17 protein-coding genes and 1 riboswitch are annotated in these 23,234 nt (G+C 74.5%); of the genes, 14 read left to right on the forward strand and 3 right to left on the reverse strand.

Annotated features, from left to right (window positions below; all coding sequences use genetic code 11):
* The first annotated feature begins 133 nt into the window (after positions 1 to 133).
* From ACIA8O_RS24260 to ACIA8O_RS24270, 3 genes are all read left to right on the forward strand, one after another.
* Positions 134 to 1,159 carry an SMI1/KNR4 family protein gene (locus ACIA8O_RS24260; RefSeq protein ID WP_396296032.1) on the forward strand — a complete coding sequence of 342 codons (1,026 nt, stop codon included), beginning with the start codon at positions 134 to 136 and terminating at the stop codon, positions 1,157 to 1,159.
* Complete coding sequence (locus ACIA8O_RS24265; protein WP_396296033.1) at positions 1,153 to 3,972, forward strand: SUKH-4 family immunity protein; 2,820 nt, start codon at positions 1,153 to 1,155, stop codon at positions 3,970 to 3,972. Before ACIA8O_RS24260 ends, ACIA8O_RS24265 begins: the two co-directional genes overlap by 7 nt.
* Positions 3,973 to 4,242: 270 nt before the next feature.
* Complete coding sequence (locus ACIA8O_RS24270; protein WP_396296034.1) at positions 4,243 to 5,433, forward strand: hypothetical protein; 1,191 nt, start codon at positions 4,243 to 4,245, stop codon at positions 5,431 to 5,433.
* A 69-nt stretch (positions 5,434 to 5,502) separates the two neighbouring features.
* On the opposite strand, the gene ACIA8O_RS24275 is transcribed toward ACIA8O_RS24270, so the two are convergent.
* The gene (locus tag ACIA8O_RS24275; RefSeq protein WP_396296035.1) at positions 5,503 to 6,807 is read right to left on the reverse strand and encodes a nucleotide sugar dehydrogenase; all 1,305 of its coding nucleotides are present in this window, start codon (positions 6,805 to 6,807) and stop codon (positions 5,503 to 5,505) included.
* Positions 6,808 to 7,349: 542 nt separating this feature from the next.
* Here ACIA8O_RS24275 and mfd point away from each other — a divergent pair.
* The 3 genes from mfd to ACIA8O_RS24290 all read left to right on the forward strand — a co-directional run bounded on the left by mfd (position 7,350) and on the right by ACIA8O_RS24290 (position 13,286).
* A complete protein-coding gene (mfd, locus tag ACIA8O_RS24280; RefSeq protein WP_396296036.1) occupies positions 7,350 to 10,964 on the forward strand; it encodes a transcription-repair coupling factor in 3,615 nt (1,204 codons plus the stop codon).
* A 325-nt stretch (positions 10,965 to 11,289) separates the two neighbouring features.
* Positions 11,290 to 11,799, forward strand: coding sequence for a hypothetical protein (locus tag ACIA8O_RS24285; protein ID WP_396296037.1), 510 nt, complete (start codon positions 11,290 to 11,292; stop codon positions 11,797 to 11,799).
* Positions 11,796 to 13,286 carry a protein kinase gene (locus ACIA8O_RS24290; protein ID WP_396296038.1) on the forward strand — a complete coding sequence of 497 codons (1,491 nt, stop codon included), beginning with the start codon at positions 11,796 to 11,798 and terminating at the stop codon, positions 13,284 to 13,286. Before ACIA8O_RS24285 ends, ACIA8O_RS24290 begins: the two co-directional genes overlap by 4 nt.
* 159 nt (positions 13,287 to 13,445) lie before the next feature.
* Here the strand turns inward: ACIA8O_RS24290 and ACIA8O_RS24295 are convergent, their stop codons facing one another.
* Positions 13,446 to 14,579 carry an ALF repeat-containing protein gene (locus tag ACIA8O_RS24295; RefSeq protein WP_396296039.1) on the reverse strand — a complete coding sequence of 378 codons (1,134 nt, stop codon included), beginning with the start codon at positions 14,577 to 14,579 and terminating at the stop codon, positions 13,446 to 13,448.
* Between the two features lie 210 nt (positions 14,580 to 14,789).
* On the opposite strand from ACIA8O_RS24295, the gene ACIA8O_RS24300 reads away from it, so the two are divergent.
* Both ACIA8O_RS24300 and ACIA8O_RS24305 read left to right on the forward strand, forming a co-directional pair.
* Positions 14,790 to 15,401: a SurA N-terminal domain-containing protein gene (locus ACIA8O_RS24300; RefSeq protein ID WP_396296040.1), complete on the forward strand. Its 612-nt coding sequence runs from the start codon at positions 14,790 to 14,792 to the stop codon at positions 15,399 to 15,401.
* Positions 15,402 to 15,418: 17 nt separating this feature from the next.
* Positions 15,419 to 16,405: a MazG family protein gene (locus tag ACIA8O_RS24305; RefSeq protein WP_396296041.1), complete on the forward strand. Its 987-nt coding sequence runs from the start codon at positions 15,419 to 15,421 to the stop codon at positions 16,403 to 16,405.
* Positions 16,406 to 16,432: 27 nt separating this feature from the next.
* Here ACIA8O_RS24305 and ACIA8O_RS24310 read toward each other — a convergent pair whose 3' ends face one another.
* Complete coding sequence (locus ACIA8O_RS24310; RefSeq protein ID WP_396296042.1) at positions 16,433 to 16,828, reverse strand: SDR family NAD(P)-dependent oxidoreductase; 396 nt, start codon at positions 16,826 to 16,828, stop codon at positions 16,433 to 16,435.
* Positions 16,829 to 16,988: 160 nt separating this feature from the next.
* Here ACIA8O_RS24310 and ACIA8O_RS24315 point away from each other — a divergent pair, with 160 nt between their 5' ends.
* The 6 genes from ACIA8O_RS24315 (at position 16,989) to ACIA8O_RS24340 (ending at position 23,027) form a co-directional block, all read left to right on the forward strand.
* Positions 16,989 to 18,251 carry a cytochrome P450 gene (locus ACIA8O_RS24315; protein WP_396296043.1) on the forward strand — a complete coding sequence of 421 codons (1,263 nt, stop codon included), beginning with the start codon at positions 16,989 to 16,991 and terminating at the stop codon, positions 18,249 to 18,251.
* 226 nt (positions 18,252 to 18,477) lie between these two features.
* A riboswitch (cyclic di-AMP (ydaO/yuaA leader) is annotated at positions 18,478 to 18,628 on the forward strand.
* Positions 18,629 to 18,633: 5 nt separating this feature from the next.
* Complete coding sequence (locus ACIA8O_RS24320) at positions 18,634 to 19,407, forward strand: transglycosylase family protein (RefSeq protein WP_396296044.1); 774 nt, start codon at positions 18,634 to 18,636, stop codon at positions 19,405 to 19,407.
* 193 nt (positions 19,408 to 19,600) lie between these two features.
* The gene (eno, locus tag ACIA8O_RS24325) at positions 19,601 to 20,887 is read left to right on the forward strand and encodes a phosphopyruvate hydratase (RefSeq protein WP_396296045.1); all 1,287 of its coding nucleotides are present in this window, start codon (positions 19,601 to 19,603) and stop codon (positions 20,885 to 20,887) included.
* Between the two features lie 121 nt (positions 20,888 to 21,008).
* On the forward strand, positions 21,009 to 21,413 hold the full coding sequence (locus tag ACIA8O_RS24330; protein WP_396296046.1) for a septum formation initiator family protein: 405 nt from the start codon (positions 21,009 to 21,011) through the stop codon (positions 21,411 to 21,413).
* Between the two features lie 16 nt (positions 21,414 to 21,429).
* Positions 21,430 to 22,086: a DUF501 domain-containing protein gene (locus ACIA8O_RS24335; RefSeq protein ID WP_396296047.1), complete on the forward strand. Its 657-nt coding sequence runs from the start codon at positions 21,430 to 21,432 to the stop codon at positions 22,084 to 22,086.
* A 2-nt stretch (positions 22,087 to 22,088) separates the two neighbouring features.
* The gene (locus ACIA8O_RS24340; RefSeq protein ID WP_396296152.1) at positions 22,089 to 23,027 is read left to right on the forward strand and encodes an exopolyphosphatase; all 939 of its coding nucleotides are present in this window, start codon (positions 22,089 to 22,091) and stop codon (positions 23,025 to 23,027) included.
* Positions 23,028 to 23,234: the final 207 nt, after the last annotated feature.

A 23,234-nucleotide genomic window follows, 5' to 3' on the forward strand; every position in this document is an offset into this window, starting at 1 on the left:
CCCGGGTGGGTGGCTCCCGTGACGGGGGACCTGTCGACGGTCCGTCAAGTCCGCTCGGACCTGGTGGACCGGGCGGGGAGTACCCATAGGCTGTGGGCAGCAATCCGTCGCAGCAGCCAGTGGGGGCACCCAGATGACGACAGGCCGGCCCGGGACCGCCGCGCCCAACGGGGCGTACGCGGGGCAGGTGGTGCAGTTTCCCGACCCGTTGAGGGCGGGGAAGTACCCGGCCGGGGTGCGGGTGGACGAGGACGGCCTGCCGGTCTTCTCCCCGTACGCCGTGGCCGCCGCCGAGGTGGCCGACCCGCCGGAGGGCTTCGGCGTGGACGAGATGCGGCTCACCGACTACGTCTCGGCCAACGCCGCCCTCTACACCCAGGGCCACGAGCTCTGGGCCGACCTCCCGACCGCGGTGGCCACCCCGGCGGGCTGGACCTGGCACCACGTCAGCGGCGGCGCGCAGCCCGGCTGGCGGCGGATGGAGCTGGTGCCCGTCGAGGTGAAGGCGCTGCTGCGCCACCACGGCGGCCTGGCGCACTCCGGCGCGGACCACGAGCGCCGGGGCACCCGCCCGCTCCAGGAGCAGCGCCCGGCGCACTTCCCGCTCGCGCTGGACGGCGGCGACCCGCTGGCCGTCACCGAGGACCTGGCGCAGCGCGCCGAGCAGCGCCTGGGCCACCCGCTGCCGCCGGCCTACCGCGACTTCCTCAAGCTGGCCGGCGGTCGCGCCCCGGTGGGCGTCGCGCTGGACGTGGGCCTCGGGCTGCTGGTGGACCAGCCGTTCCTGACCCTCAGTGAGGAGTACGGCGTCCAGGACCTGGTGTACGCCAACAAGTGCCTGCGCGACCACCTCACCAAGGACTACCTGGGCGTCGCCTACCTCCAGGGCGGCCTGCTGGCCCTCAAGGTGCGCGGCGAGGACCTCGGCACGGTCTGGTTCTGCCCGTACGACGACGCCCGGGACACCGGTGACCCGGACGAGACGCCCGAGCAGCGGGTGGCCCGGCTGCTGCTGCCCTGCGGAGCGGACTTCGACGAGTTCCTGCTCCGCCTGGCGGGCAGCCCCCAGGAGTTGGAGACGGTGGCGGCGATGATGGTCGACGGCGGGTTCGCGCGCGCCGTCCCGGTGAGTGCGGAAGGGGTGCGGCAGGCGTGGTGACGTACGCGCAGGCCCGCGAGACGGCCGAGGACTGGATCAACGCGGGGGTGCCGCGCTCGCGGCAACGCGAGGTCCGGGTACGGGAGTTCGACCTGGGCTACGTCTGCTGGGCGGAGGAGGCCGCTGACGCCCCGTCCGCCGACCCCGGCGCGGCCCCCGGCCCCCGGCTGGTGATCGCCCGCGACACCGGCGCCAGCACCCTGTGGCCCGCCCTCCCGGTCAACGAGGTGGTCGCCCGCTACGAGGCCGCCTACGGCACCCCGAGCGAGCCCAACCCGGCGGGCGCGGCCAAGCCGGCCCCGGGCCGGGTGGAGGCCACCTCCTTCCTGCTCAGCCCCCCGCAGTGGCTCCAGGAGGCCGGGGAGGCGGCCATCGCGGCCGAACGCGCCCGCCTCGGCGGCGAGCCGGACGCGGCGGCGGCCGACGCGGGTCCGGACGCCACCCTGCCCGGGCCCGGCAGCGCTCCCGCCGGGGAGGGCGCCACGCTGCCCGGTCCCGGTACGGCAGCCCCCGCGGGGCAGGGCACGGGTCTGCCCGAGCCCGGTGCCGCCGACGCGGGGCCGGTCGCGGCGGCGACCGCCGCCCCCGGCACGGCGGGCGCGCCGTCGCCCGACGGTGCCCGCGCCGCCGGGCCGTCCGGCGCCCCGGCGGAGCCGGAAGGGCTGGACGCCGCCCTGGCCTTCGCCCTGGGCGGCTCCCTGGACCAGGCCGCCGGACCGGGGGCGGCCCCCGCGGACGGCGGTCCGGCGGTTCCGCCGGGTGGGTTCCCGCCGCCCGGTGCGCCCGGGGCCCCGTTCCCTGGTGGTCCGTCAGCCGGCATGCCGCCGCAGGCTCCCGGCGGCTTCCCGCCGCCGCAGGGTGGGGGTCCGTTCCCGCCGCCGCCGGGTGGGCCGGGTGCGCCGCCGTACGGTGCCGGGCCCGGGGGCTTCCCGCCGCCGGGTGGTCCCGGTACGCCTCCGCACGGGGCCGGTCCGTTCCCGCCTCCGCCCACCGGTCCGGGGATGCCGCCGCCGGGTGGGTTCCCGCCGCCCGGTGCCCCGTTCCCTGGTGGTCCGTCAGCTGGCATGCCGCCGCAGGCTCCCGGCGGCTTCCCGCCGCCGCAGGGTGGGGGTCCGTTCCCGCCGCCGGGTGGGCCGGGTGCGCCGCCGTACGGTGCCGGGCCCGGGGGCTTCCCGCCGCCGGGTGGCCCTGGCACGCCTCCGCACGGAGCCGGTCCGTTCCCGCCTCCGCCCGCCGGTCCCGGCGTGCCGCCGCACGGTGCGTTCCCGCCGCCGGGAGCCCCCGGTGCGCCCGGGGCCCCGTTCCCCGGTGGTCCGTCGGCGGGCATGCCGCCGCAGGCTCCCGGCGGCTTCCCGCCGCCGGTGTTCGCCGCGCCGCCGGACTCCGGCCGCCCGGCCGGTGACGCGCCGACCCTGCTCGCGCCCCCGCCCGGCGGGCCCGGTGCGGGCCCGGCCGCCGATCCCTCGCAGGCGCCGACTCTGCTGGCCTCCGACGTCCCCGGGCTGAGCGGCCTGCCGGGCGCCCCGGGCCGGGGCGGTCCGACCGCGCCGCCGCCCCCGCCGCCCGCCGACCTGCGCGGCCCGGCCGGTGCCCCGCCCGTACCGCCGGGCCAGGCGCCGGGCCGGACTCCGACCGCCCCGCCCCCGCCGCCCCCGGCCGACCTGCGCGGCGACGGCACCGGGGCTCCCGGCCCCCGTCCGCTCCCGGGCGCGGCACCGGTCGGCTACGGCTACCCGGACGCGGCCTCGGCCGGTGCCCCGGCCCCCGCCGCCCCCGCCGAACCGGCGGCCGCCGCCCCGGCCCCGCAGGCGCCGGCCAATCCCGGCCAGCCCTCGGTCGGCCCGGGCAGCAGCGCCGTGGTCCGCTACCGCGGGCCGGACGGCTCCGAGCAGACGGTGATGCAGCGCAGCGAGCCGGGCACCCCGCACCCCGAGGTGAAGGTGCTGGCCGAGCTGCGCCGCCTCAACGTGCCCCCGGACCAGGTGCTCGAACTCCACACCGACCTGGAGCCCTGCGACCTGCCCGGCGGCTACTGCCTGCGGATGGTCCGCGCGGCCTGGCCGAACGTCCGGATCAGCCACACCGCCGGGTACGGCCGGGACCACCAGGCCCGCCAGGCCGGCATGGCGGTGCTGCTGGACCACCTCGACCAGCTCCACCAGTTGGCCGCGGGCCCGCAGCGCCCGCGCACCGTCCGGGTCCCGCTGCCCCCGGCGGGTTCGCCGCCGGCCGGCGCGGTGCCGCTGCCGCCCACCGACCCGCAGCAGCTGGGCGGTGAGCTCGCGCAGGTCTTCGGGCCCTCGGTGTTCCGCTTCGAGCAGCGTGCGGTGTCCCGCCAGGGCGTGCCGGAGCAGGTCGCCCAGATGCTGATCTGGGCCGGTCTGCCGCGCGACTTCGCACCGTTCTTCTGGGCCCAGGCCCAGGAGGGGCGGCCGATCCCGACCCTCGCCGAGCTGGCCGCCGAGCGCGGCCTGCCGGGTGGTCCGGACTTCGGCGGCTACCTGGTGCTGGGCAACGACTACGGGCGCCAGCTGTGCGTGCAGTACGGCACGGCCGCGGTGGTCGCGGTCGACCTGGAGCGGCCGGGCGCGGAGGCCCCGCGCTTCGTCAACAGCGGCGTCCCGGAGTTCGTCCGCTCGCTGGCCCTGCTCGGCCGGATGTGGCGCCTGCGGTACGGGCTGACGCCCGATCAGGCCGGCCGTTGGACGGTCGACTTCCAGGCCCAGCTCCAGGCCGTCGACCCCGCCGCCCTGGCCGGGCCGGAGACCTGGTGGTCGGTCCTCCTGGAGCAGTTCTGGGACGGCCTGATGTGACGACGGGTCACCGGTGAGGGGCTCGTCACACCGCGGGCGGGCCCCTCACCGGCACGCCGGGTCCTCCGGACCCGGCAGGGCCCCTCGCCCGGCCACCCCGGCCGTGTCCCGCCCCAGCAGGCCCCGCCACCGCGAGCTCCCGGCAGGGGGCTCCTCACCCGGCTGCCCCGGCACGGCCTTGTTTGGGTTTCGATCCCACTTGCGCAAAATAGGTCAAGAGGACGGTCCTATCCACGCCTGCCTCGACCGGCACCGACAGGGGAAGAGACCATGAGCGACGCAGTCTCCCAGCACGGCTTCATCGTCACCCGCCGGGGCTACGCCCCCGAGCAGGTCGACCACGCGATGGTCGTGCTGACGGCCGAGCGCGACAGCGCGTGGGAGCAGCTCAGCGTGCTGGGCTCCGGAGTCCGGGAGATGGAGCGCCGGCTGGCCGAGATCCGGCAGGCCGCCGCCGACGCCCCGGAGCCGGACTACTCGGTGCTGAGCGAGCAGGCCGTGAAGCTGATGGCCATCGCCGACTCCGAGGCGACCGCGATCCGGGAGGCCGCCCAGCAGGCCGCCGAGGACGCCCGGGACGAGGCGTACGAGAACGGCCAGAAGGCCGCCAACGCCGCCCGCGACCACTCCGTGGCGACCCGGAACGAGGCCGACGCCGCCGCCCGCCGGACCGACGAGCGGACCAGGGCCGAGGCCGAGCAGCTGCGGGCGACCGCGGACCGGGAGTCGCGGGCGATCCGGGACTCGGCGACCGCGGACGCGGCCAAGGTCCGGGTGGCCTCCGCGGAGGCGCAGGAGCGGGCGGAGGCCAAGCTGGCCGAGCTGCGCCGCCGGGCGGACGAGACCTTCGCCGCCGTCGAGACCAAGGCGGACGCGGAGGACGCCAAGATCTCCTCCACCGCCGAGCGCAAGGTACGCGAGGCCGAGCAGCACCGCGAGTCGGTGCTGGCCAAGATCAAGCAGGCCGAGGCGGAGGCCCGTTCCGAGGCGGACGCCCTGGTCGAGGCGGCCCGCCGGGAGGCGGAGAAGATCCAGGCCGCCAGCGAGCGCGAGCACCGCGAGTTCACCGCCAAGTACGAGCAGGTGCAGCAGCACCTGGACCACATCAAGCAGACCCTGGCCGCCCTCACCGGCGCCGCGGTCGGCCAGATCGAGGCGGCCGCGCCCGCGCCCGCCGTCGATGCGCCGCCAGCTGCCGCGCCGCCGGCTCCCGCACCCGAGGCGCTCGCGCCCAAGGCTCCCGCGGCGGCCGAGGAGGCCCCGACGGCGCCGCTGCCGAGCATCCCGCCGGCCGCGCCGCTCCCGCCCAAGCCCCCGGCCCCGCCGGCCGCCCAGAAGGCCGAGGCGACCCCTGACGCGACGGCCGCCCCCGTCCCCGAGGCGGAGACCCGGATCATCCCCAAGATCGTGATCGTGGACGACGGCCACGAGTACCCGAGCGAGGTCATCCGCCGCGGCTGACGCCCCGTCCGGAACGCCGGAGGCCCCGTCCACACGCTGTGGACGGGGCCTCCGGCGTTCGCCCCGGGGTCAGAGCACCTCGACCGCCGGGCCGCTGAGGCGGCGGCGGCAGTCCAGCACGTAGGAGGCGTGGGTGGTGACGGCCTCGTAGTCGAAGTCGTCGTGGTCGGCGAGCAGCACCACCGCGTCGGCGGCGGCCAGCTCCTCGGGGGTGGCCTCCACCCGGATCACCGAGCTGAACGGGGTCTCCGGCTCGGTGGCCCGCTGGCCAGGGATGACCGGCTCGGCCACGTGCACGCCGGTGACCACGTGCGGGTCGGCGGCCCGCACCTCGGCGCCCATCCGCAGCAGCAGCTCGGCCACCCGGGCGGCCGGGGTCTCCCGGGCGTCGCCGGTGTTCTTCTTGTACGCCAGGCCGAGCAGCAGCACCCGGGAGCCGCGGACCGAGCGGTGACGGTCGTTCAGCGCCTCGCCGAGGCGGCGCACCACGTAGTCGGGCATGTGGCTGTTGACGTCGTTGGCCAGCTCGACGAAGCGGAAGGACTGGCCCAGCGCCCGCTCCACCCGCCAGGACAGGTAGGACGGGTCGATCGGCAGGCAGTGGCCGCCGACGCCCGGGCCCGGGGTGAAGCGCAGGTAGCCGAAGGGCTTGGTGGAGGCGGCGTCGATCGCCTCCCAGACGTCGATGCCGAGGTCGTGGGCGAACATCGCGAGCTCGTTCACCAGCGCGATGTTGACGTGCCGGAAGGTGTTCTCCAGCAGCTTGGTGAGCTCGGCCTCCTTGCAGGAGGAGACCGGCACGGTGCGCTCGATCAGCTCGGAGTAGAAGGCGTCCACGGCGGCCAGGCCCTCCGGCGAGGTGCCGGAGACCACCTTGGGGGTGTTCTCCAGCTTCCAGGTCGGGTTGCCCGGGTCGATCCGCTCGGGGCTGTAGCCGAGGTGGAAGTCCTGACCGGCCGTCAGCCCGGAGCCCTGCTCCAGGATCGGGGCCAGCAGCTCCTCGGTGGTGCCGGGGTAGGTGGTGGACTCCAGCACCACGGTCGCGCCGGGGCGCAGGTGCTCGGCCAGCAGCCTGGCCGAGGACTCGATGTAGGAGAGGTCCGGGACGCCGTCCCGCAGCGGTGTCGGCACGGTGATCACCGCGACGTCGAAGCCCGCCACCTCGGCCGGGTCGGCGGTCGGCTGGTAGCTCCCGTCGTCCAGCAGCGGGCGGAGCCGCTCTGCCGGGATGTCCTCGACGTAGGACTCGCCGAGCGCCAGGCGCTTGATCCGCCGCTCGTCCACGTCGTACCCGACCACCTGGTGCCCGACCTCCGCCGCGCGGACGGCCAGTGGCAGCCCTACGTAGCCCTGGCCCGCGATGACCACGCGCATGACGAAGTACCCCCTCCGTTGCGGTTCGCACGGTGTCCCCACACCGTCTTCACACGAGAGGGTACGGAGCCCCGACCGGCCGCGCCGGAGTTCGGGCAAAGTGGTCGAAGAGTGGTACGGAGAGCGCCTGTTGGGACGGGCCCGGAAACGCCAGGGGCCGCGGCGCCCCCCAGGAAGGGGCACCACGGCTCCCGCGATTGGGCACGGGCGCCCCCACCCAGGGCCGCCCGGCCACGCACTCCCGACCCCCATCGGAGGTGCGTCCGTGCCACCACAGCCATCCCCCACGGTTGGGTGCGGCGGGCACGAACACCATGCTGCGCGACCACCATGGACGGGCAGTGTCGGCAATATGTCGAGTTCGTGATCTGTGAGCGGGTTCGGGTGTCCGCCCGGACGGGCCGGCCGGCCCGATGATCACGGCGGCGGGGCGGGTGGCGGCGTAGGCTGGACACCCCCGGGCGCTCCGCGTTCCGGGTCGTTCGCGTTGCCCGGCCGGGGTTTTCCGGCGCCCGGGCACTCCAGCCGTGGAGCCGAGAAGCATGAGTCTGTCCGGACTGCTCGACGTCGTCGTCCGCGACGCCGCCCTCGCCGAGGCGATCGAGGCGGCCGCTGCCGGACAGCGGCAGCACCTCGACCTGGTGGGGCCGCCCGCCGCCCGCCCGTTCGCGATCGCCGCGCTGGCCCGCTCGCTGGCCGGCGCGGCCGGGGAGCGGGGGCGGCCGGTGCTGGCGGTGACCGCGACCGGCCGGGAGGCCGAGGACCTGGCGGCCAGCCTGCGTTCGCTGCTGCCGCCGGACGCGGTGGCCGAGTTCCCGGCCTGGGAGACCCTGCCGCACGAGCGGCTCTCGCCGCGTTCGGACACGGTGGGCCGCCGGCTCGCCGTGCTGCGCCGGATCGTCCACCCGCGCGGCGACGACCCGGCGGCCGGTCCGGTCCAGGTGGTGGTGGCACCGGTCCGTTCGGTGCTCCAGCCGCAGGTGAAGGGGCTGGCCGAGCTGGAGCCGGTGGCCCTGCGGCGCGGTGAGCAGCACGACCTCGGCGAGGTGTCCCGCAGGCTGGCGGCCGCCGCCTACTCCCGGGTCGAACTGGTCGAGAAGCGCGGCGAGTTCGCGGTCCGCGGCGGCATCCTGGACGTCTTCCCGCCGACCGAGGAGCACCCGCTCCGGATCGAGTTCTGGGGCGACGAGGTCGAGGAGATCCGCTTCTTCAAGATCGCCGACCAGCGCTCGCTGGAGATCGCCGAGCACGGCCTCTGGGCACCGCCCTGCCGCGAGCTGCTGCTGACCGAGGAGGTCAGGCTCCGCGCGGCCGAACTGGCCGAGCGGCACCCGGAGTTGGCCGAGATCCTGGACAAGATCGCCCAGGGCATCGCGGTCGAGGGCATGGAGTCGCTGGCCCCGGTGCTGGTGGACGACATGGAGCTGCTGCTGGACGTGCTGCCGCAGGGCTCCGTCGCGGTGGTCTGCGACCCGGAGCGGGTCCGCACCCGGGCGGCCGACCTGGTGGCGACCAGTCAGGAGTTCCTGCACGCCTCCTGGGTGGCCGCCGCGGCGGGCGGGGAGCGGCCGATCGACATCGAGATGATCGACGTCTCGGCGGCCTCGCTCCGGTCGCTGGCCGACGTCCGCGAGCACGCGGCGGAGATCGGGCTGCCCTGGTGGTCCGTCAGCCCGTTCGCCACCAGCGACTCGTCGGTGACGGAGGTCCTGGAGTTCGATGCCAACACGCTGACCCTCGGCATGCACGCCGTGGAGGCCTACCGGGGCGACACCGCCCGGGCGATCGCCGACGCCAAGGAGCGGCTGAACGCCGACTGGCGGGTCGTCATGGTGACCGAGGGGCACGGCCCGGCCTCCCGCCTGGCCGAGGTGCTGAGCGGCGAGGGCATCCCGGCCCGGCTGGTCGCCGACCTGGACCAGGCGCCGACCCGGGACGTCGTCCACGTCTCCTGCGGCTCGATCGAGCACGGCTTCGTGGACGAGTCCCTCAAGCTCACCGTCATCACCGAGACCGACCTCTCCGGCCAGAAGTCCTCCACCAAGGACATGCGCCGGATGCCGTCCCGCCGCCGCAACGCGATCGACCCGCTGGCCCTGGCGGCCGGCGACTACGTCGTCCACGAGGCGCACGGCGTCGGCCGGTACGTGGAGATGGTGCAGCGCACCGTCCAGGGCGCCACCCGCGAGTACCTGGTGCTGGAGTACGCCCCCGCCAAGCGGGGCCACCCCGGCGACCGGCTGTTCGTGCCGACCGACCAGCTCGACCAGGTCACCAAGTACGTCGGCGGCGAGGCGCCCACCCTGCACCGCCTCGGCGGCGCCGACTGGGCCAAGACCAAGCAGCGGGCCAAGAAGGCGGTCAAGGAGATCGCCGCCGACCTGATCAAGCTCTACTCGGCCCGGATGGCCGCGCCCGGCCACACCTTCGGCCCGGACACCCCCTGGCAGCGCGAGCTGGAGGACGCCTTCCCGTACGCGGAGACGCCCGACCAGCTGACCACCATCGCCGAGGTGAAGGCCGACATGGAGAAGTCGGTCCCGATGGACCGGCTGATCTGCGGCGACGTCGGCTACGGCAAGACCGAGATCGCCGTCCGGGCCGCCTTCAAGGCCGTCCAGGACGGCAAGCAGGTCGCGGTGCTGGTGCCCACCACGCTGCTGGTGCAGCAGCACTTCTCCACCTTCGCCGAGCGGTACGCCAACTTCCCGGTGAACGTGAAGGCGCTCTCCCGCTTCCAGACCGACTCCGAGGCCAAGGCCGTCCTGGAGGGCCTGTTCGAGGGCTCGGTGGACGTGGTGATCGGCACCCACCGGCTGTTCTCCAACGAGACGAGGTTCAAGGACCTCGGCCTGGTCATCGTCGACGAGGAGCAGCGCTTCGGCGTCGAGCACAAGGAGCAGCTCAAGAAGCTGCGGGCCAACGTCGACGTGCTGACGATGTCGGCGACGCCGATCCCGCGCACCCTGGAGATGGCCGTCACCGGCATCCGGGAGATGTCCACCATCACCACCCCGCCGGAGGAGCGCCACCCGGTGCTGACCTTCGTCGGCCCGTACGACGAGAAGCAGATCTCGGCCGCCGTCCGGCGTGAACTCCTGCGCGAGGGCCAGGTGTTCTACATCCACAACCGGGTCGAGTCGATCGACAAGGCGGCCGCCCGGATCAAGGAGCTGGTGCCCGAGGCCCGGGTCGCCACCGCGCACGGGCAGATGGGCGAGACCCAGCTGGAGAAGGTGGTGGTCGACTTCTGGGAGAAGGAGTTCGACGTCCTGGTCTCCACCACCATCGTGGAGTCCGGCATCGACATCTCCAACGCCAACACCCTGATCGTCGAGCGCGGCGACACCTTCGGCCTCTCCCAGCTCCACCAGCTCCGCGGCCGGGTCGGCCGGGGCCGCGAGCGCGGCTACGCCTACATGCTCTACCCGCCGGAGAAGCCCCTCACCGAGACCGCCCACGAGCGCCTCGCCACCATCGCCCAGCACACCGAGATGGGCGCCGGCATGTACGTCGCCATGAAGGACCTGGAGATCCGCGGCGCCGGCAACCTGCTCGGCGGCGAGCAGTCCGGCCACATCGCCGGCGTCGGCTTCGACCTCTACATGCGGATGGTCGGCGAGGCGGTGGCCGAGTTCCGCGAGTCGCTGGCCAACGGCGGCGCGGAGCCGGAGGAGGAGCCGCTGGAGGTGAAGATCGAGCTGCCGGTCGACGCCCACGTCCCGCACGACTACGCCCCGGGCGAGCGGCTGCGGCTGCAGGCGTACCGCTCGATCGCGGCGGTCAACTCCGAGGAGGACATCGTCCAGGTCCGGGAGGAGCTGACGGACCGTTACGGCAAGCTGCCGGAGCCGGTGGAGAACCTGCTGCTGGTCGCCGCCCTGCGGCTGTACGCGCGGCGGTGCGGCATCGGTGACATCACCCTGCAGGGGCAGTTCGTCCGCTTCGGGCCAGTCGACCTGCGGGAGTCCCAGCAGCTGCGGCTCAACCGCCTCTACCCGCGCAGCCAGGTCAAGGCGACGGCGCAGCAGCTCCTGGTGCCGCGGCCGTCCACCGGACGGATCGGCGGCAAGCCGTTGGTCGGGCGCGAACTGCTGGCCTGGTGCCGCGAGTTCCTCACCACCATGTTCGACGACCTCGCCGGCTCCAAGAACTGACCTCACGCGGGCGCGCGGAAAGTGGTCACCCCGGGGCGCGGGGAACTGCCGCATGGGCGCGGTGGATGGCGGTCACCCCGGGGGCGCGGGGAACTGCGCGCTGCGGGAGGCGACGACCCGTGTGCCGGGTACGGACACTCACGTGCAAGTGGAACTCCGTACCCGGCACACGGGTCAGCCTCTTCCGCCTCGCGCAGTTCCCCGCGCCCCCGGGGTGACCACTACCGCCCGCGCCCCGGGGCGGCCGCTGCCCGCGCCCCCGGGGTGGCCACCCGGGGCGGTACGGTGTGCCGGGAGTTTTGGCGGCGCTCGTACGGGAGTACCCATGGCTGGTCAGCAGTACGGCAGCAACGCGGGCCCGCTCGGGGCCGGGGGGAAGGTGCTGCTCGCCCTGGTGCCGCTGCTGTCGCTCGGGTTGCTGGGCATGGTGCCGTCGTTGGTGCTGGCGCTGCGGCGCAAGCGGGCGGCGGACGTGGTGGCGGCGGTGGTGGCCGGGCTGCTCCAGCTCCTGGTCTACGTCGCGATCGGGCTGACCGACCCGGACCCGGACACCGCCAGCGGGCTCGACCTCGCGGGCGGGCTCGCCCTGTTCGCGCTCTGGCTCGGCGGCCCGGTGCACTACCTGGTGATGGACACCCAGGCCCAGTGGCGCTCGAAGACCCCCGCCCCGGCCCCCGCGCCCTGGTACCCGCCGCCGGCCGTGCCGTACCCGCAGCAGCCGTACCCGCAGGCCCCGCAGGCCCCGCGGTCCCCGCAGGCCGGCCCGGCGACCCAGGACGACCTCCAGCAGCTGGGTGAGCTGCTGCGCCGTCAGGCGCAGGAGGGCCGTCCGTGAGGGACGCCCGGCTGGTCGGCGGGAGGTACCGGCTGGGGGAGCGGATCGGCCAGGGCGGGATGGGCCAGGTCTGGGCGGGGACGGACGAACGCCTCGGGCGGCCGGTCGCGGTGAAGCTGCTCCGTGCGGACCGGTTCGGCCCGGCGGAGGGGCCCGCCGCGGACCAGGAGGGGTCGCTGCGCCGGCGCTTCCTGCGCGAGTGCCGGGTGACGGCCGGGCTCGACCACCCGGGGCTGGTGACGGTCTTCGACGCGGGGGAGGACGGCGGCGAGCTCTACCTGGTGATGCAGCGGGTGCCGGGGCTGAGCCTGGCGGACCTGATCGACGGGCAGGACCCCTTCCCGGTGGAGCGGGCGGCGGCCGTCGCGGCGCAGCTGTGCGGGGCACTGGGGGCGGTGCACGCCGCCGGCGTGGTGCACCGGGACCTGAAGCCGAGCAACGTGATGGTCCGTGAGGACGGCCGGGTGGTGCTGCTGGACCTCGGCATCGCGACCGCGCTGGACCCGGCGGCGACCCGGCTCACGTTGACCGGCGTGCCGATCGGCAGTCCGGCGTACATGGCGCCCGAGCAGGCCCTCGCGGCCGGGACCGACCGGCGCAGCGACCTCTACGCGCTGGGCTGCCTGCTGCACGAGATGCTGGCCGGGCAGGCGCCGTTCCGGGCGCCCAGCGCGCTCGGGGTGCTCCGCCGCCACGTGGACGAACCGCCCACCCCGCTGCGGGAGTTGCGGGCGGAGGTGCCGGCGGCGCTGGAGGCACTGGTGCTGGAGCTGCTGGCGAAGCGGCCCGAGGACCGCCCGGCGGACAGTCGTGCGGTCTACGCCCGGCTGCTGCCGCTGCTCCCGCCGGCCCGGGCCGAACTCCGGTCCGAGCCGGGCCCGTTGCCCGATCCGACCGCGCCCTACCGCTACCCGCACCAGCCGCTGCCCGGCCCCGGCGCCGTTCCGCCGCCGGCCCCGGACGCCTCGGTCGAGGGGCCCGCCATCCTGCCGTCGGTGGCGGTGCCGCCGACCGCGGTGGAGGACCTGACGGCGGTCTGCGACCAGCTCTCCGACCTGGTGGCGGCCCGCCGGTACGCCGAGGTCACCGAGCTGGCGGGCCGGCTGCTGCCCCGGGCCCGGGCCGAACTGGGCGACACGGCACCGCTGGTGCGCACCGTCCGGACCATCCACGCCCGGGCCCTGCAGACCCAGCGCCGCTACCCGGAGGCGCTCGCCGAGTACCGGCAGCTGCTGGCGGGGGCGGCCGGCGAGCCGGAGCGGTCCTTCGAACTCCGGGAGCAGATCGGCCTGTTGCTGGCCCGTCAGGGCGAACGCCGGGCCGCCTGGCAGCAGGTGGCCGAGCTCCTGCTGGAGCGCGAGCGCAGCCACGGCCCGCACCACCCCGACGTGCTCCGGCTGCGCACCCACCTGGCCGCGATCGGCCCGGCCACCCCGCCGCCCACCCCGGTCCGCGGCAACCCGTACGCCGAGGGGCTGTCTCCTTGACGGTGCCCGCTCCTCGTCGGCGCCCGCGCGGCGGAGCCGCACGACGTCACGGCCGGCCCCACCAGGGGGACGGCCCCCGAGGCTGACGGCCCGTCGGTGCACGGCGAGGGGCCCGCCCCTCCGCTCGCGCGGACGGACGGGCCCCGGGCCGTACGGGGGTCAGACCTCGGTACCCCGGCGGCGCGAGGCGGCGACCAGGGCCGCACCGGCGGCCAGGGCGGCCGCACCGCCGCCGACCTGCCAGGGCAGGTCGGTGCCGCCGCCGGTGGAGGCCAGGCGCTGGGTGGTGTCGGCGGTCACCCGGGGAGCGGCCGGCGCGGTGGTCGGCGTGGCGGCCGGTGCCGGGGTGGTGGTGACGTTCACGGGGGTGACGGCGGCCGGCTTGTCCTGCCCGGCCTTCGCCTTCTCGCGCTCGGCCTTCTCGGCGGCGGCCTTGTCCTCGGCGGCCTTCTTCGCCGCGGCCTCGTCGGCGGCCTCGGCCTCGGCCCGGCCGGTGTTGAGGAAGGCGGCGACGGCCGGGTAGTCGCCCTCCAGGGCGGCGAGGGCGGCCTTGCGGACGGCGGGGCCGCCGGTCTCGGCGATCCGGCTGACGGCGACCCGGTCCGCACTCTCGGCCTTGGCCCGGCCGGTGTTGAGGAAGGCGGCGACCTCGGGGTAGGGCCTGCCCAAGACGGCGTCGGCCGCGGCGCGGACGGCGGGCCCGCCGCGCTCGGAGATCTGGGCGACCAGGACCCGCTCCGCGCTCTCGGCCTCGGCCCGGCCGGAGTTGAGGAAGGCGGCGACCTTCGGGTAGCCGCTGCGGAGGGCGTCGGAGGCGGCCTTCTCGACGAGCGGGCCCGCGACCTCGGCGATCCGGGCGGCCTCCACCATGTCGTCGCCGACGGCCTCCCGGTAGCCCGTGCGCAGGAACTCCTGGACGGCCTTGCGGTCGGCCCGCAGGGCGGTGGTGGCGGCCTTCTTGACGGCCGGGCCACCGGCGCTGAGGAGCTGCGTCGCGCGGACCCGCTCGTCGGTCTCGCGGGCCAGGTGCTGACCGGTCGCCAGGAAGGCGGCCCGGTCCTCCGGGGTCCCGTCCAGGGCCTGCTGGGCCCGCTCGTGCACGGTGGTGCCCTCGTCGGGGTCGGCGAGCAGGGCCCGGATCAGGGTCTTGTTCTGCTCGTCGGTCTGGCTGTCGGTGGCCGAGACGCCCGGGGTGGCGGGCGGGTTGTCGGCCGCCGAGGCGGTGGACGGGAAGAGGATCGCCGGCGCGAGCGCGGCGGCCGTGAGGACGGCCGAGACGCGGGGCAGCTTCATTTTGGGGTTCCCCCAGTTGTGCAAATACCGTGCAATGAACGTGCGCACGAATCATAGGGGCGCCGTCGAACGCGTTCCCGTGCCCCCCACCGCCACCGCGACACCAGCCTTCCGTGGACGTCGGCACCCTTGGCCAAACGCCTCCGGGCCGTGAGACTGGTGCACCGTCAGCAGAACCACGCGCGCCCCACAACTCCCGGGAGGCCCCACGTGATCCGCCACCTCCGCACCACCGCCGGAGTCCTGCTCGCCGGAGCCGCACTGGCGGCCTGCGGGAGCCAGCCGCCCCACCAGGGGTCGGCGGCCGTGGTCGGAGGCGAGAGGATCAGCATCGCGGCCGTGGAGGCCCGGGTCGGGGAGGTGCGCCAGGGGGTGGCGGCCGAGACCGGCGGGCAGCAGGCCGAGCGGGCCGGGCTGGTCCGCCGGACGGTGGTCGACCTGGTGCTGGACCGGGTGGTGGCGCAGGCCCTGGTGGACCGTCAACTGACGGTCACCGACGGGGAGATCGCCGAGGCCAAGGAGAGCCAGGCCAGGATGATGGGCGGCGAGGCCGAGCTGGCCCGCGAGTTGCTGGTGCGGCAGAACGTCCCGGCCGACGCGGTGGACTCCTTCTACCGGCAGCAGCTGGGCATCCAGAAGCTGGCGGCCGGCAAGGACCCCCGCACGCCCGAGGGCGACGCCGCGATCCGCTCCGCGCTGACCGACGCCGGGGCCAAGCTGAAGATCGAGGTCAACCCGCGCTACGGCCGCTGGGACGTCCAGCAGATCGGCCTGGTGACGGCCCCTGCGGACTGGATCAAGCAGCCCGCCGCCACCGCCTGAGCGGGTAGGTTCGGAGTGTGGACACTCCGAAGCTGATCCTGCTCACCACCACTCACCGGGTCGCCCCCGGCCTGCTCTCCTGGCCCGCCTGGGAGGCGCTGCGCGGGGCGGCCCGGGTGCTGGCCGGGGACCCGGCCCACCCCCAGCTCCCGGCCGTCCGGCAGGCCGGCGTCACGGTCGGGCTGGTCGAGCGCTCCACCGCGCCCGCGCTGGCCCGGCTGCTGACCGAGCAGAAGGAGGGCGTGACCCTCTGGCTCGGCAGCCCCGACGGGGACCCGGGGCTGACCGACGCGCTGGCCCGGATCGCGGTCGAGCGGGCCGGGGAGGCGCCCGAGATCGAGCTGCTGCCCGGCTCCTACGACCTGCCCGGCGCCCGGCTGCTGGACCTGGTCTCGGTGATGGACCGGCTCCGGTCCCCGGGCGGCTGCCCCTGGGACGCCGAGCAGACCCACGCCTCGCTGGTGAAGTACCTGGTCGAGGAGGCCTTCGAGCTGGTCGAGGCGATCGAGGACGGGGACCGCGTCACCCTGCGCGAGGAGCTCGGCGACGTGCTGCTCCAGGTCCTGTTCCACTCCCGGATCGCCGAGGAGCACCCGGAGGACCCGTTCACGGTCGACGACGTGGCCGGGGACATCGTCGAGAAGCTGATGTACCGTCACCCGCACGTCTTCGGGGACGTGGAGGCGGCCGGCGCGGCCGAGGTGGAGGCCAACTGGGAGCAGCTCAAGGCCGCCGAGAAGCAGCGCGACTCGATCCTGGACGGCGTCCCGGCCGGGCTGCCCGCGCTGGCGTACGCGGCCAAGCTGGTCTCCCGGGTCCGCCGGGCCGGCTTCACCGCCGTCCCGGACGCCCCGTACGAACTCCCCGCCGAGCTCGACCAGGAGAGCCTGGGCAGGCTGCTGCTGGCCCTCGCCCAGCGGGCGTACGACCAGGACCTGGACATCGACCAGGCGCTGCGCGCCACCACCCGCGCCTACCGGGACGAGGTCCGGGCGGCGGAGTGAGGGACGCCTCCCCCGGCAGGGACCGGCTCAGGCGGCGACGGCGGGGGCGAGGACCTCGCCGATCGCCTCGCCGACCTGGGCCATCAGCTCGGCCAGCGGGCCGAGGGTGGCGGGGAGTTCGGCGATCGGGAGGATCCGCTCGGCGTCCGGGCCGCAGACGCAGAACAGGTCGATCGGGCCCAGGTGCTTGACCGCGGTGGCGACCAGGGCGGCCACGTCGGAGGGCTGCCGGACGTCGGCGCCCACCCCGACCACCGGGCAGCCCGGCCGGTCCAGCTCGGTGGCCAGGTCCTCGGCCACGCCGGGCCGCTGGTCGGCGATCAGCAGGCCGGCCGCGCCGGCCGCGGCGAACCGCCGGGCCAGCCCGGCACCCGAACCGCCGTCCAGTACCGCGATGACCACCACTGCCCCGGTTACTCGCATGGGACTGCTCCTCCTTGAGCCGCGCCCGGCGGGACGCGCCGCACCGGCGTCCCTCCAAGTCCGTATCGGAGGATCGTAAGCACGGGCCGTTCCTCCGCAAGAGCAATTACCCCCCAGGTGACCAGGCTCACTCCTCCTCGGGCGGGTTACCGTTCACACCATGCCGGACAGCCCCGCCCCGACCCAGCCCGCCCTCTTCACCTGGGAGTTCGCCGCCGACCCGTACCCCGCGTACGCCTGGCTGCGCGAGCACGCCCCGGTGCACCGCACCACCCTGCCCAGCGGGGTGGACGCCTGGCTGGTCACCCGGTACGCGGACGCCCGGCAGGCGCTGGCCGACGCCCGGCTCTCCAAGAACCCGGCGCACCACAGCGAGCAGGCGCACCGCACCGGCCGGGTCGGCATCCCCGGGGAGCGGCAGGCCGACCTGATGACCCATCTGCTGAACATCGACCCGCCGGACCACACCCGGCTGCGCCGGCTGGTCTCCAAGGCCTTCACCCCGCGCCGGGTCGCCGAGTTCCAGCCCCGGGTGCAGGAGCTGACCGACCGCCTGATCGACGGCTTCGCGGCCCGCGGCGAGGCCGACCTGATCCACGAGTTCGCCTTCCCGCTCCCCATCTACGCGATCTGCGACCTGCTCGGCGTGCCGGCCGAGGACCAGGACGACCTGCGGGACTGGGCCGGCGCGATGATCCGTCACCACGGCGGCCAGCGCGGCGGGGTCGGGCGGGCGGTGAAGAAGATCCGCGCCTACCTGTTGGAGCTGATCCACCGCAAGCGGGCCGATCTCGGCGACGACCTGATCTCCGGGCTGATCCGGGCCAGTGACCACGGCGAGCACCTGACGGAGAACGAGGCGGCCGCGATGGCCTTCATCCTCCTGTTCGCCGGCTTCGAGACGACCATCAACCTGATCGGCAACGGCACCTACGCGCTGCTGCGCAATCCGGAGCAGCGGAAGCTGCTCCAGGACTCGCTGCGCCGGGGCGAGAGCGCCCTGCTGGAGACGGCGGTGGAGGAACTCCTGCGCTACGACGGGCCGGTGGAGCTGGCCACCTGGCGCTTCGCCACCAGCCCGCTGACCATCGGCGGAGTGGACATCCCGGTCGGTGACCCGGTGCTGGTGGTGCTGGCCGCGGCCGACCGCGACCCGGCCCGGTTCGCCGCGGAGAACACCCTCGACCTGGCCCGGCAGGACAACCCCCACCTGGGCTTCGGCCACGGCATCCACTACTGCATCGGCGCCCCGCTGGCCCGGTTGGAGGGGCAGCTCGCGCTCGCCACCCTGCTGACCCGGCTGCCCGACCTGGAACTGGCCGCCGACCCCGCCGCCCTGCGCTGGCGCGGTGGCCTGATCATGCGCGGTCTGCGGGAGTTGCCGGTGGCCTTCACGCCCGAGTCGCCAACTGCCCTGAGCTGAGCGGACGTCAGTGATCGGCGTGTCGGCGTAATCTGATCGTTCGTGATCTGAATGCGTATCAATCAAGCCACTTGGACACGGTTTGTGGACGACCCACAGCACTGTGTGATTCCGGTGTGATGTGTTCGACATAAGCTTGTGATCCATCCGCTGATCTGCTTACCCTCCCTGGAGTCCGCAGCTGCGGACCCCGCGCGCGGAACGCCGAATCCTGCCCGCCGCGCCGCCGGGACACCGACCAGACCCTTGGGCAGGGGCGGGGGACCCACACGTACGTCGCCGTCCCCCACGGCTTGGGGTGAAGCCGCCTCACGGCGGCCGGGCCACCTCCCGGTCCGAACCCGACAGCTCACCTCGCAGGCGTGCGGAGAGGGATTTCTTCATGCTGTTCACTGGTTCGGGCCGTCATCGTCGTCGTACCCAGGCCGAGAAGGCCATCGCCGTCGCGGGTGTCGCCGGCGTCGGCATCGCCCTGCCGCTGATGGCCGCCACCGGCGCCCAGGCCGCCCCGGTCTCCACCTGGGACAAGGTCGCCCAGTGCGAGAGCGGCGGCAACTGGTCGATCAACACCGGCAACGGCTTCTACGGCGGCCTGCAGTTCACCTCCAGCACCTGGGCCGGCTTCGGCGGCAAGGCGTATGCCCCGCAGGCCAACCAGGCCACCAAGGGCCAGCAGATCGCCATCGCCGAGAAGGTGCTCGCCTCCCAGGGCCCCGGCGCCTGGCCGGTCTGCTCCGTCAAGGCGGGTCTGACCAAGGGCGGCGCGGCCGCCCAGGTCGACACCAACTCCGAGGCCAAGGCCTCGCGTTCGGAGACCCGCACGACCGCGCCGAAGGCCGAGACCCCGAAGGCCGCCACGCCCAAGGCCGCTCCGAAGACGGAGACCCCGAAGGCCGCGCCCAAGGCCGTCGAGACCACCAAGCCGGCGCCCAAGGTCGAGACCCCGAAGGCCGCCGCGCCGACGGTGAGCACCCCGAAGCACGCCGCGCCGAAGACCCAGGCCACCGGCAACTACACCGTCAAGTCCGGTGACACCCTGTCCGGCATCGCCGCCGCCAAGGGTCTGGACTGGCACCAGGTCTACCAGGGCAACAAGTCGGTCGTGGGCGGCAACCCCGACCTGATCTACCCCGGCCAGGTCCTGCAGCTGGGCTGATCCGACGCCTCGTCACCACGGAGGGCCCGCACCACGATCCGGTGCGGGCCCTCCGTGTCCGTCCAGGTGGGCTACCGGCCGGTAGGAAGGCCACGAGGTGAGACGGGACCAAGGTCAGCGTGGTCCCGGGCCCCGGTGCGGTTAGGCTCTGGACGTAACGACCACACATCCCGCTTCCGCAAGGAGATGCCTCGTGCCGTCCATCGATGTCGTCGTAGCCCGCGAGATCCTCGACTCCCGTGGCAACCCCACGGTCGAGGTCGAGGTCGGCCTGGACGACGGCAGCACCGGCCGTGCCGCCGTCCCGTCGGGTGCCTCCACCGGCGCCTTCGAGGCGCTTGAGCTCCGCGACGGTGACAAGAACCGCTACTTCGGCAAGGGCGTCGAGAAGGCCGTCCTGGCCGTCATCGAGCAGATCGGCCCGGAGCTCGTCGGCTACGACGCCACCGAGCAGCGCCTCATCGACCAGGCCATGCTCGACCTGGACGCCACCCCGGACAAGTCCTCGCTCGGCGCCAACGCCATCCTGGGCGTCTCGCTCGCCGTGGCGCACGCCGCCTCCGAGGCCAGCGACCTGCCGCTGTTCCGCTACCTGGGCGGCCCGAACGCGCACGTCCTGCCCGTCCCGATGATGAACATCCTGAACGGTGGGTCGCACGCCGACTCCAACGTCGACATCCAGGAGTTCATGATCGCCCCGATCGGCGCGGAGTCCTTCTCCGAGGCCGTCCGCTGGGGCGTCGAGGTCTACCACACCCTCAAGGGCGTCCTGAAGGAGCGCGGCCTCTCCACCGGCCTGGGCGACGAGGGCGGCTTCGCGCCGAACCTGGACTCCAACCGCGAGGCCCTGGACCTCATCACCGAGGCCATCAAGAAGGCCGGCTACACCCCGGGCAAGGACGTCGCGCTGGCGCTCGACGTGGCCGCCTCCGAGTTCTACAAGGACGGCGCCTACCAGTTCGAGGGCAAGGCGATCACCTCCGCCGAGCTCATCGACTACTACGCCGAGCTGGTCGCCGCGTACCCGCTGGTCTCCATCGAGGACCCGCTGGACGAGTCCGACTGGGACGGCTGGAAGGCCATGACCGACAAGCTGGGCGACAAGGTCCAGCTGGTCGGTGACGACCTGTTCGTCACCAACCCGGCCCGTCTGGCCCGCGGCATCGAGACCGGCACCGCCAACGCGCTGCTGGTGAAGGTCAACCAGATCGGTTCGCTGACCGAGACCCTGGACGCCGTCGAGCTGGCCCAGCGCAACGGCTACCGCTGCATGATGTCGCACCGCTCCGGCGAGACCGAGGACGTCACCATCGCCGACCTGGCCGTCGCCACCAACTGCGGCCAGATCAAGACCGGTGCCCCGGCCCGCTCCGAGCGCGTCGCCAAGTACAACCAGCTGCTGCGCATCGAGGAGATCCTCGACGACGCCGCCGAGTACGCGGGCCGCGGCGCGTTCCCGCGGTTCAAGCACGAGGGCTGAAAGCTCTGAGGGCTGACACCCAGTCGCCGTGACCGGTGCCCCGGCTCCCACCCCGTAGGGTGGTGGGCCGGGGCACCGGCTTGTTGGAGGAGGGGTACCGGCGATGTGGAAGATTCCGGGCTTGGCGGCGCGACCGCGCTTCACCAGCCGCGCCACCGTGCTGGTGCTGGTCCTCTGCTCGCTGGTGGCGATCCTCGCCTACCCCACCCGGCAGTACATCGCGCAGCGCTCGGAGATCAACGCCCAACGGGCCAGGGCCGAGCACGCCAGGGCCCAGGTGGAGAAGCTCAGCCGGGAGAAGGCCCGCTGGCAGGACCCGGAGTTCGTGAAGGCCCAGGCCCGCCAGCGGCTGCACTACGCGATGCCCGGCGAGACCCCGTTCATCTCGGTGGACCCGGCAGCGCCGGCCACCAAGTCCTCCTCGGCCGACGGTGCGTCAGCCCCGCAGGCCAAGGCCGCCCAGCCCTGGTACGCCAGCGTCTGGGACTCGGTCGACCAGGCCGACACCACACCCGCACCCCGCTAGAGGCAGCACACACCCGATGACTGACACCCCCTCCACTGACACCCCCCTGGTCGACGACCAGGACGTCGCCGCCATCGCGGCCCAGCTCGGCCGGGTGCCGCGCGGCCTGCGCGGCGTGGCCCACCGCTGCCCGTGCGGCAACCCGGACGTGGTGGAGACCGCGCCCCGGCTGCCCGACGGCACGCCGTTCCCCACCCTCTACTACCTGACCTGCCCCAAGGCCGCCTCGCTGATCGGCACCCTGGAGGCGGACGGCGTGATGAAGGAGCAGACCGCCCGGCTGGCCGAGGACCCGGAGCTGGCGGCGGCGTACCAGAAGGCGCACGAGGACTACATCGCGCGCCGCGACGCCATCGAGGTGCTGGAGGGCTTCCCGAGCGCCGGCGGCATGCCGGACCGGGTGAAGTGCCTGCACGTGCTGGTCGGCCACTCGCTGGCGGCCGGCGAGGGCGTCAACCCGCTCGGCGACGAGGCCATCGGCATGCTGGAGGACTGGTGGGCCAAGGGCCCCTGCGTCTCCCCGGCCGAGGTCGAGGAGGCCGGCGCCCGGGTCCTGAGGAACCGGGCCAAGGACCAGGACCACGCGGCCGTGATCGCCGCCAAGGAGCAGTTGACCGCCGAGCGGGCCGCCAAGAAGGCCGCCGCCGAGGCCGAGCAGGGGGAGTCCGAGTGAGCGTGACCAGGGTGGGTGCCATCGACTGCGGCACCAACTCCATCCGGCTGCTGGTGGCCGACCTGGACCCGGAGACCGGCGAGATCACCGACCTGGACCGCCGGATGGTGATCAACCGGCTGGGCCAGGGCGTGGACCGCACCGGCCGGCTGGCCCCCGAGGCGCTGGAGCGCACCTTCGCCGCCTGCCGCGAGTACGCCGCCGTGCTGGCCGAGCACGGGGTCGGCCCGGACCGCCTGCGGTTCGTGGCCACCAGCGCCTCCCGGGACGCCGAGAACAGCGCCGAGTACGTGGCCGGGGTCAAGGAGATCCTGGGCGTCGAGCCGACCGTGGTGAGCGGCGACGAGGAGGCCCGGCTCTCCTTCACCGGCGCCACCAAGGAGCTGACGGGCGGTCAGTTCCCCTCTCCGTACCTGGTCTTCGACCTGGGCGGCGGCTCCACCGAGTTCGTGCTCGGCGGGGAGGGCGTCGAGGCGGCCCGCTCGGTGGACATCGGCTGCGTCCGGCTGACCGAGCGCCACTTCGAGGGCGGCGCCGGCGTGCCGACCGAGGAGCAGATCGCCCGGGCGAAGGCCGACGTGGAGGCCGCGCTGGACCGGGCGGCCGAGGTGGTGCCGCTGACCACGGCGGCCACCCTGGTCGGCCTGGCGGGCACCGTGACCACGGTCGCGGGCATCGCGCTGGAGCTCCCGGAGTACGACTCGGCCCGGATCCACCACGCCCGGCTGACGGTCGGGCAGGTCCGCGAGACCGCCCGCCGGCTGCTGGCGATGGACCACGCCGAGCGGGCCGCGATCCCGGTCATGCACCCGGGTCGGGTGGACGTGATCGGCGCCGGGGCGCTGGTGCTGCTGGAGATCATGGAGCGCACCGGGGCCGCCGAACTGGTGGTCAGCGAGCACGACATCCTGGACGGCGTCGCCTGGAGCCTGGTCTCCTGACACCCCTGCCGGAAGCCCTTCCGAGCGGCCCCGGAGTGCCTGGACGGCACCCGGGGCCGCCTGCTGCACCGGGTGTCGCAAGAACCTTCGTGAATTTCTTCACATGGCGAACCAGCCTTTCGTCGCACTCAGCAGTCCGGTCTGTCCGATATGCGGGACCGAAGGCCCCCGGCGGGCCCTGTCCGATGGTTCGAAGGCAGGCGTCGA

Origin of the sequence: Kitasatospora sp. NPDC051853, from assembly GCF_044452665.1 — a bacterium.
Taxonomy (GTDB): domain Bacteria; phylum Actinomycetota; class Actinomycetes; order Streptomycetales; family Streptomycetaceae; genus Kitasatospora.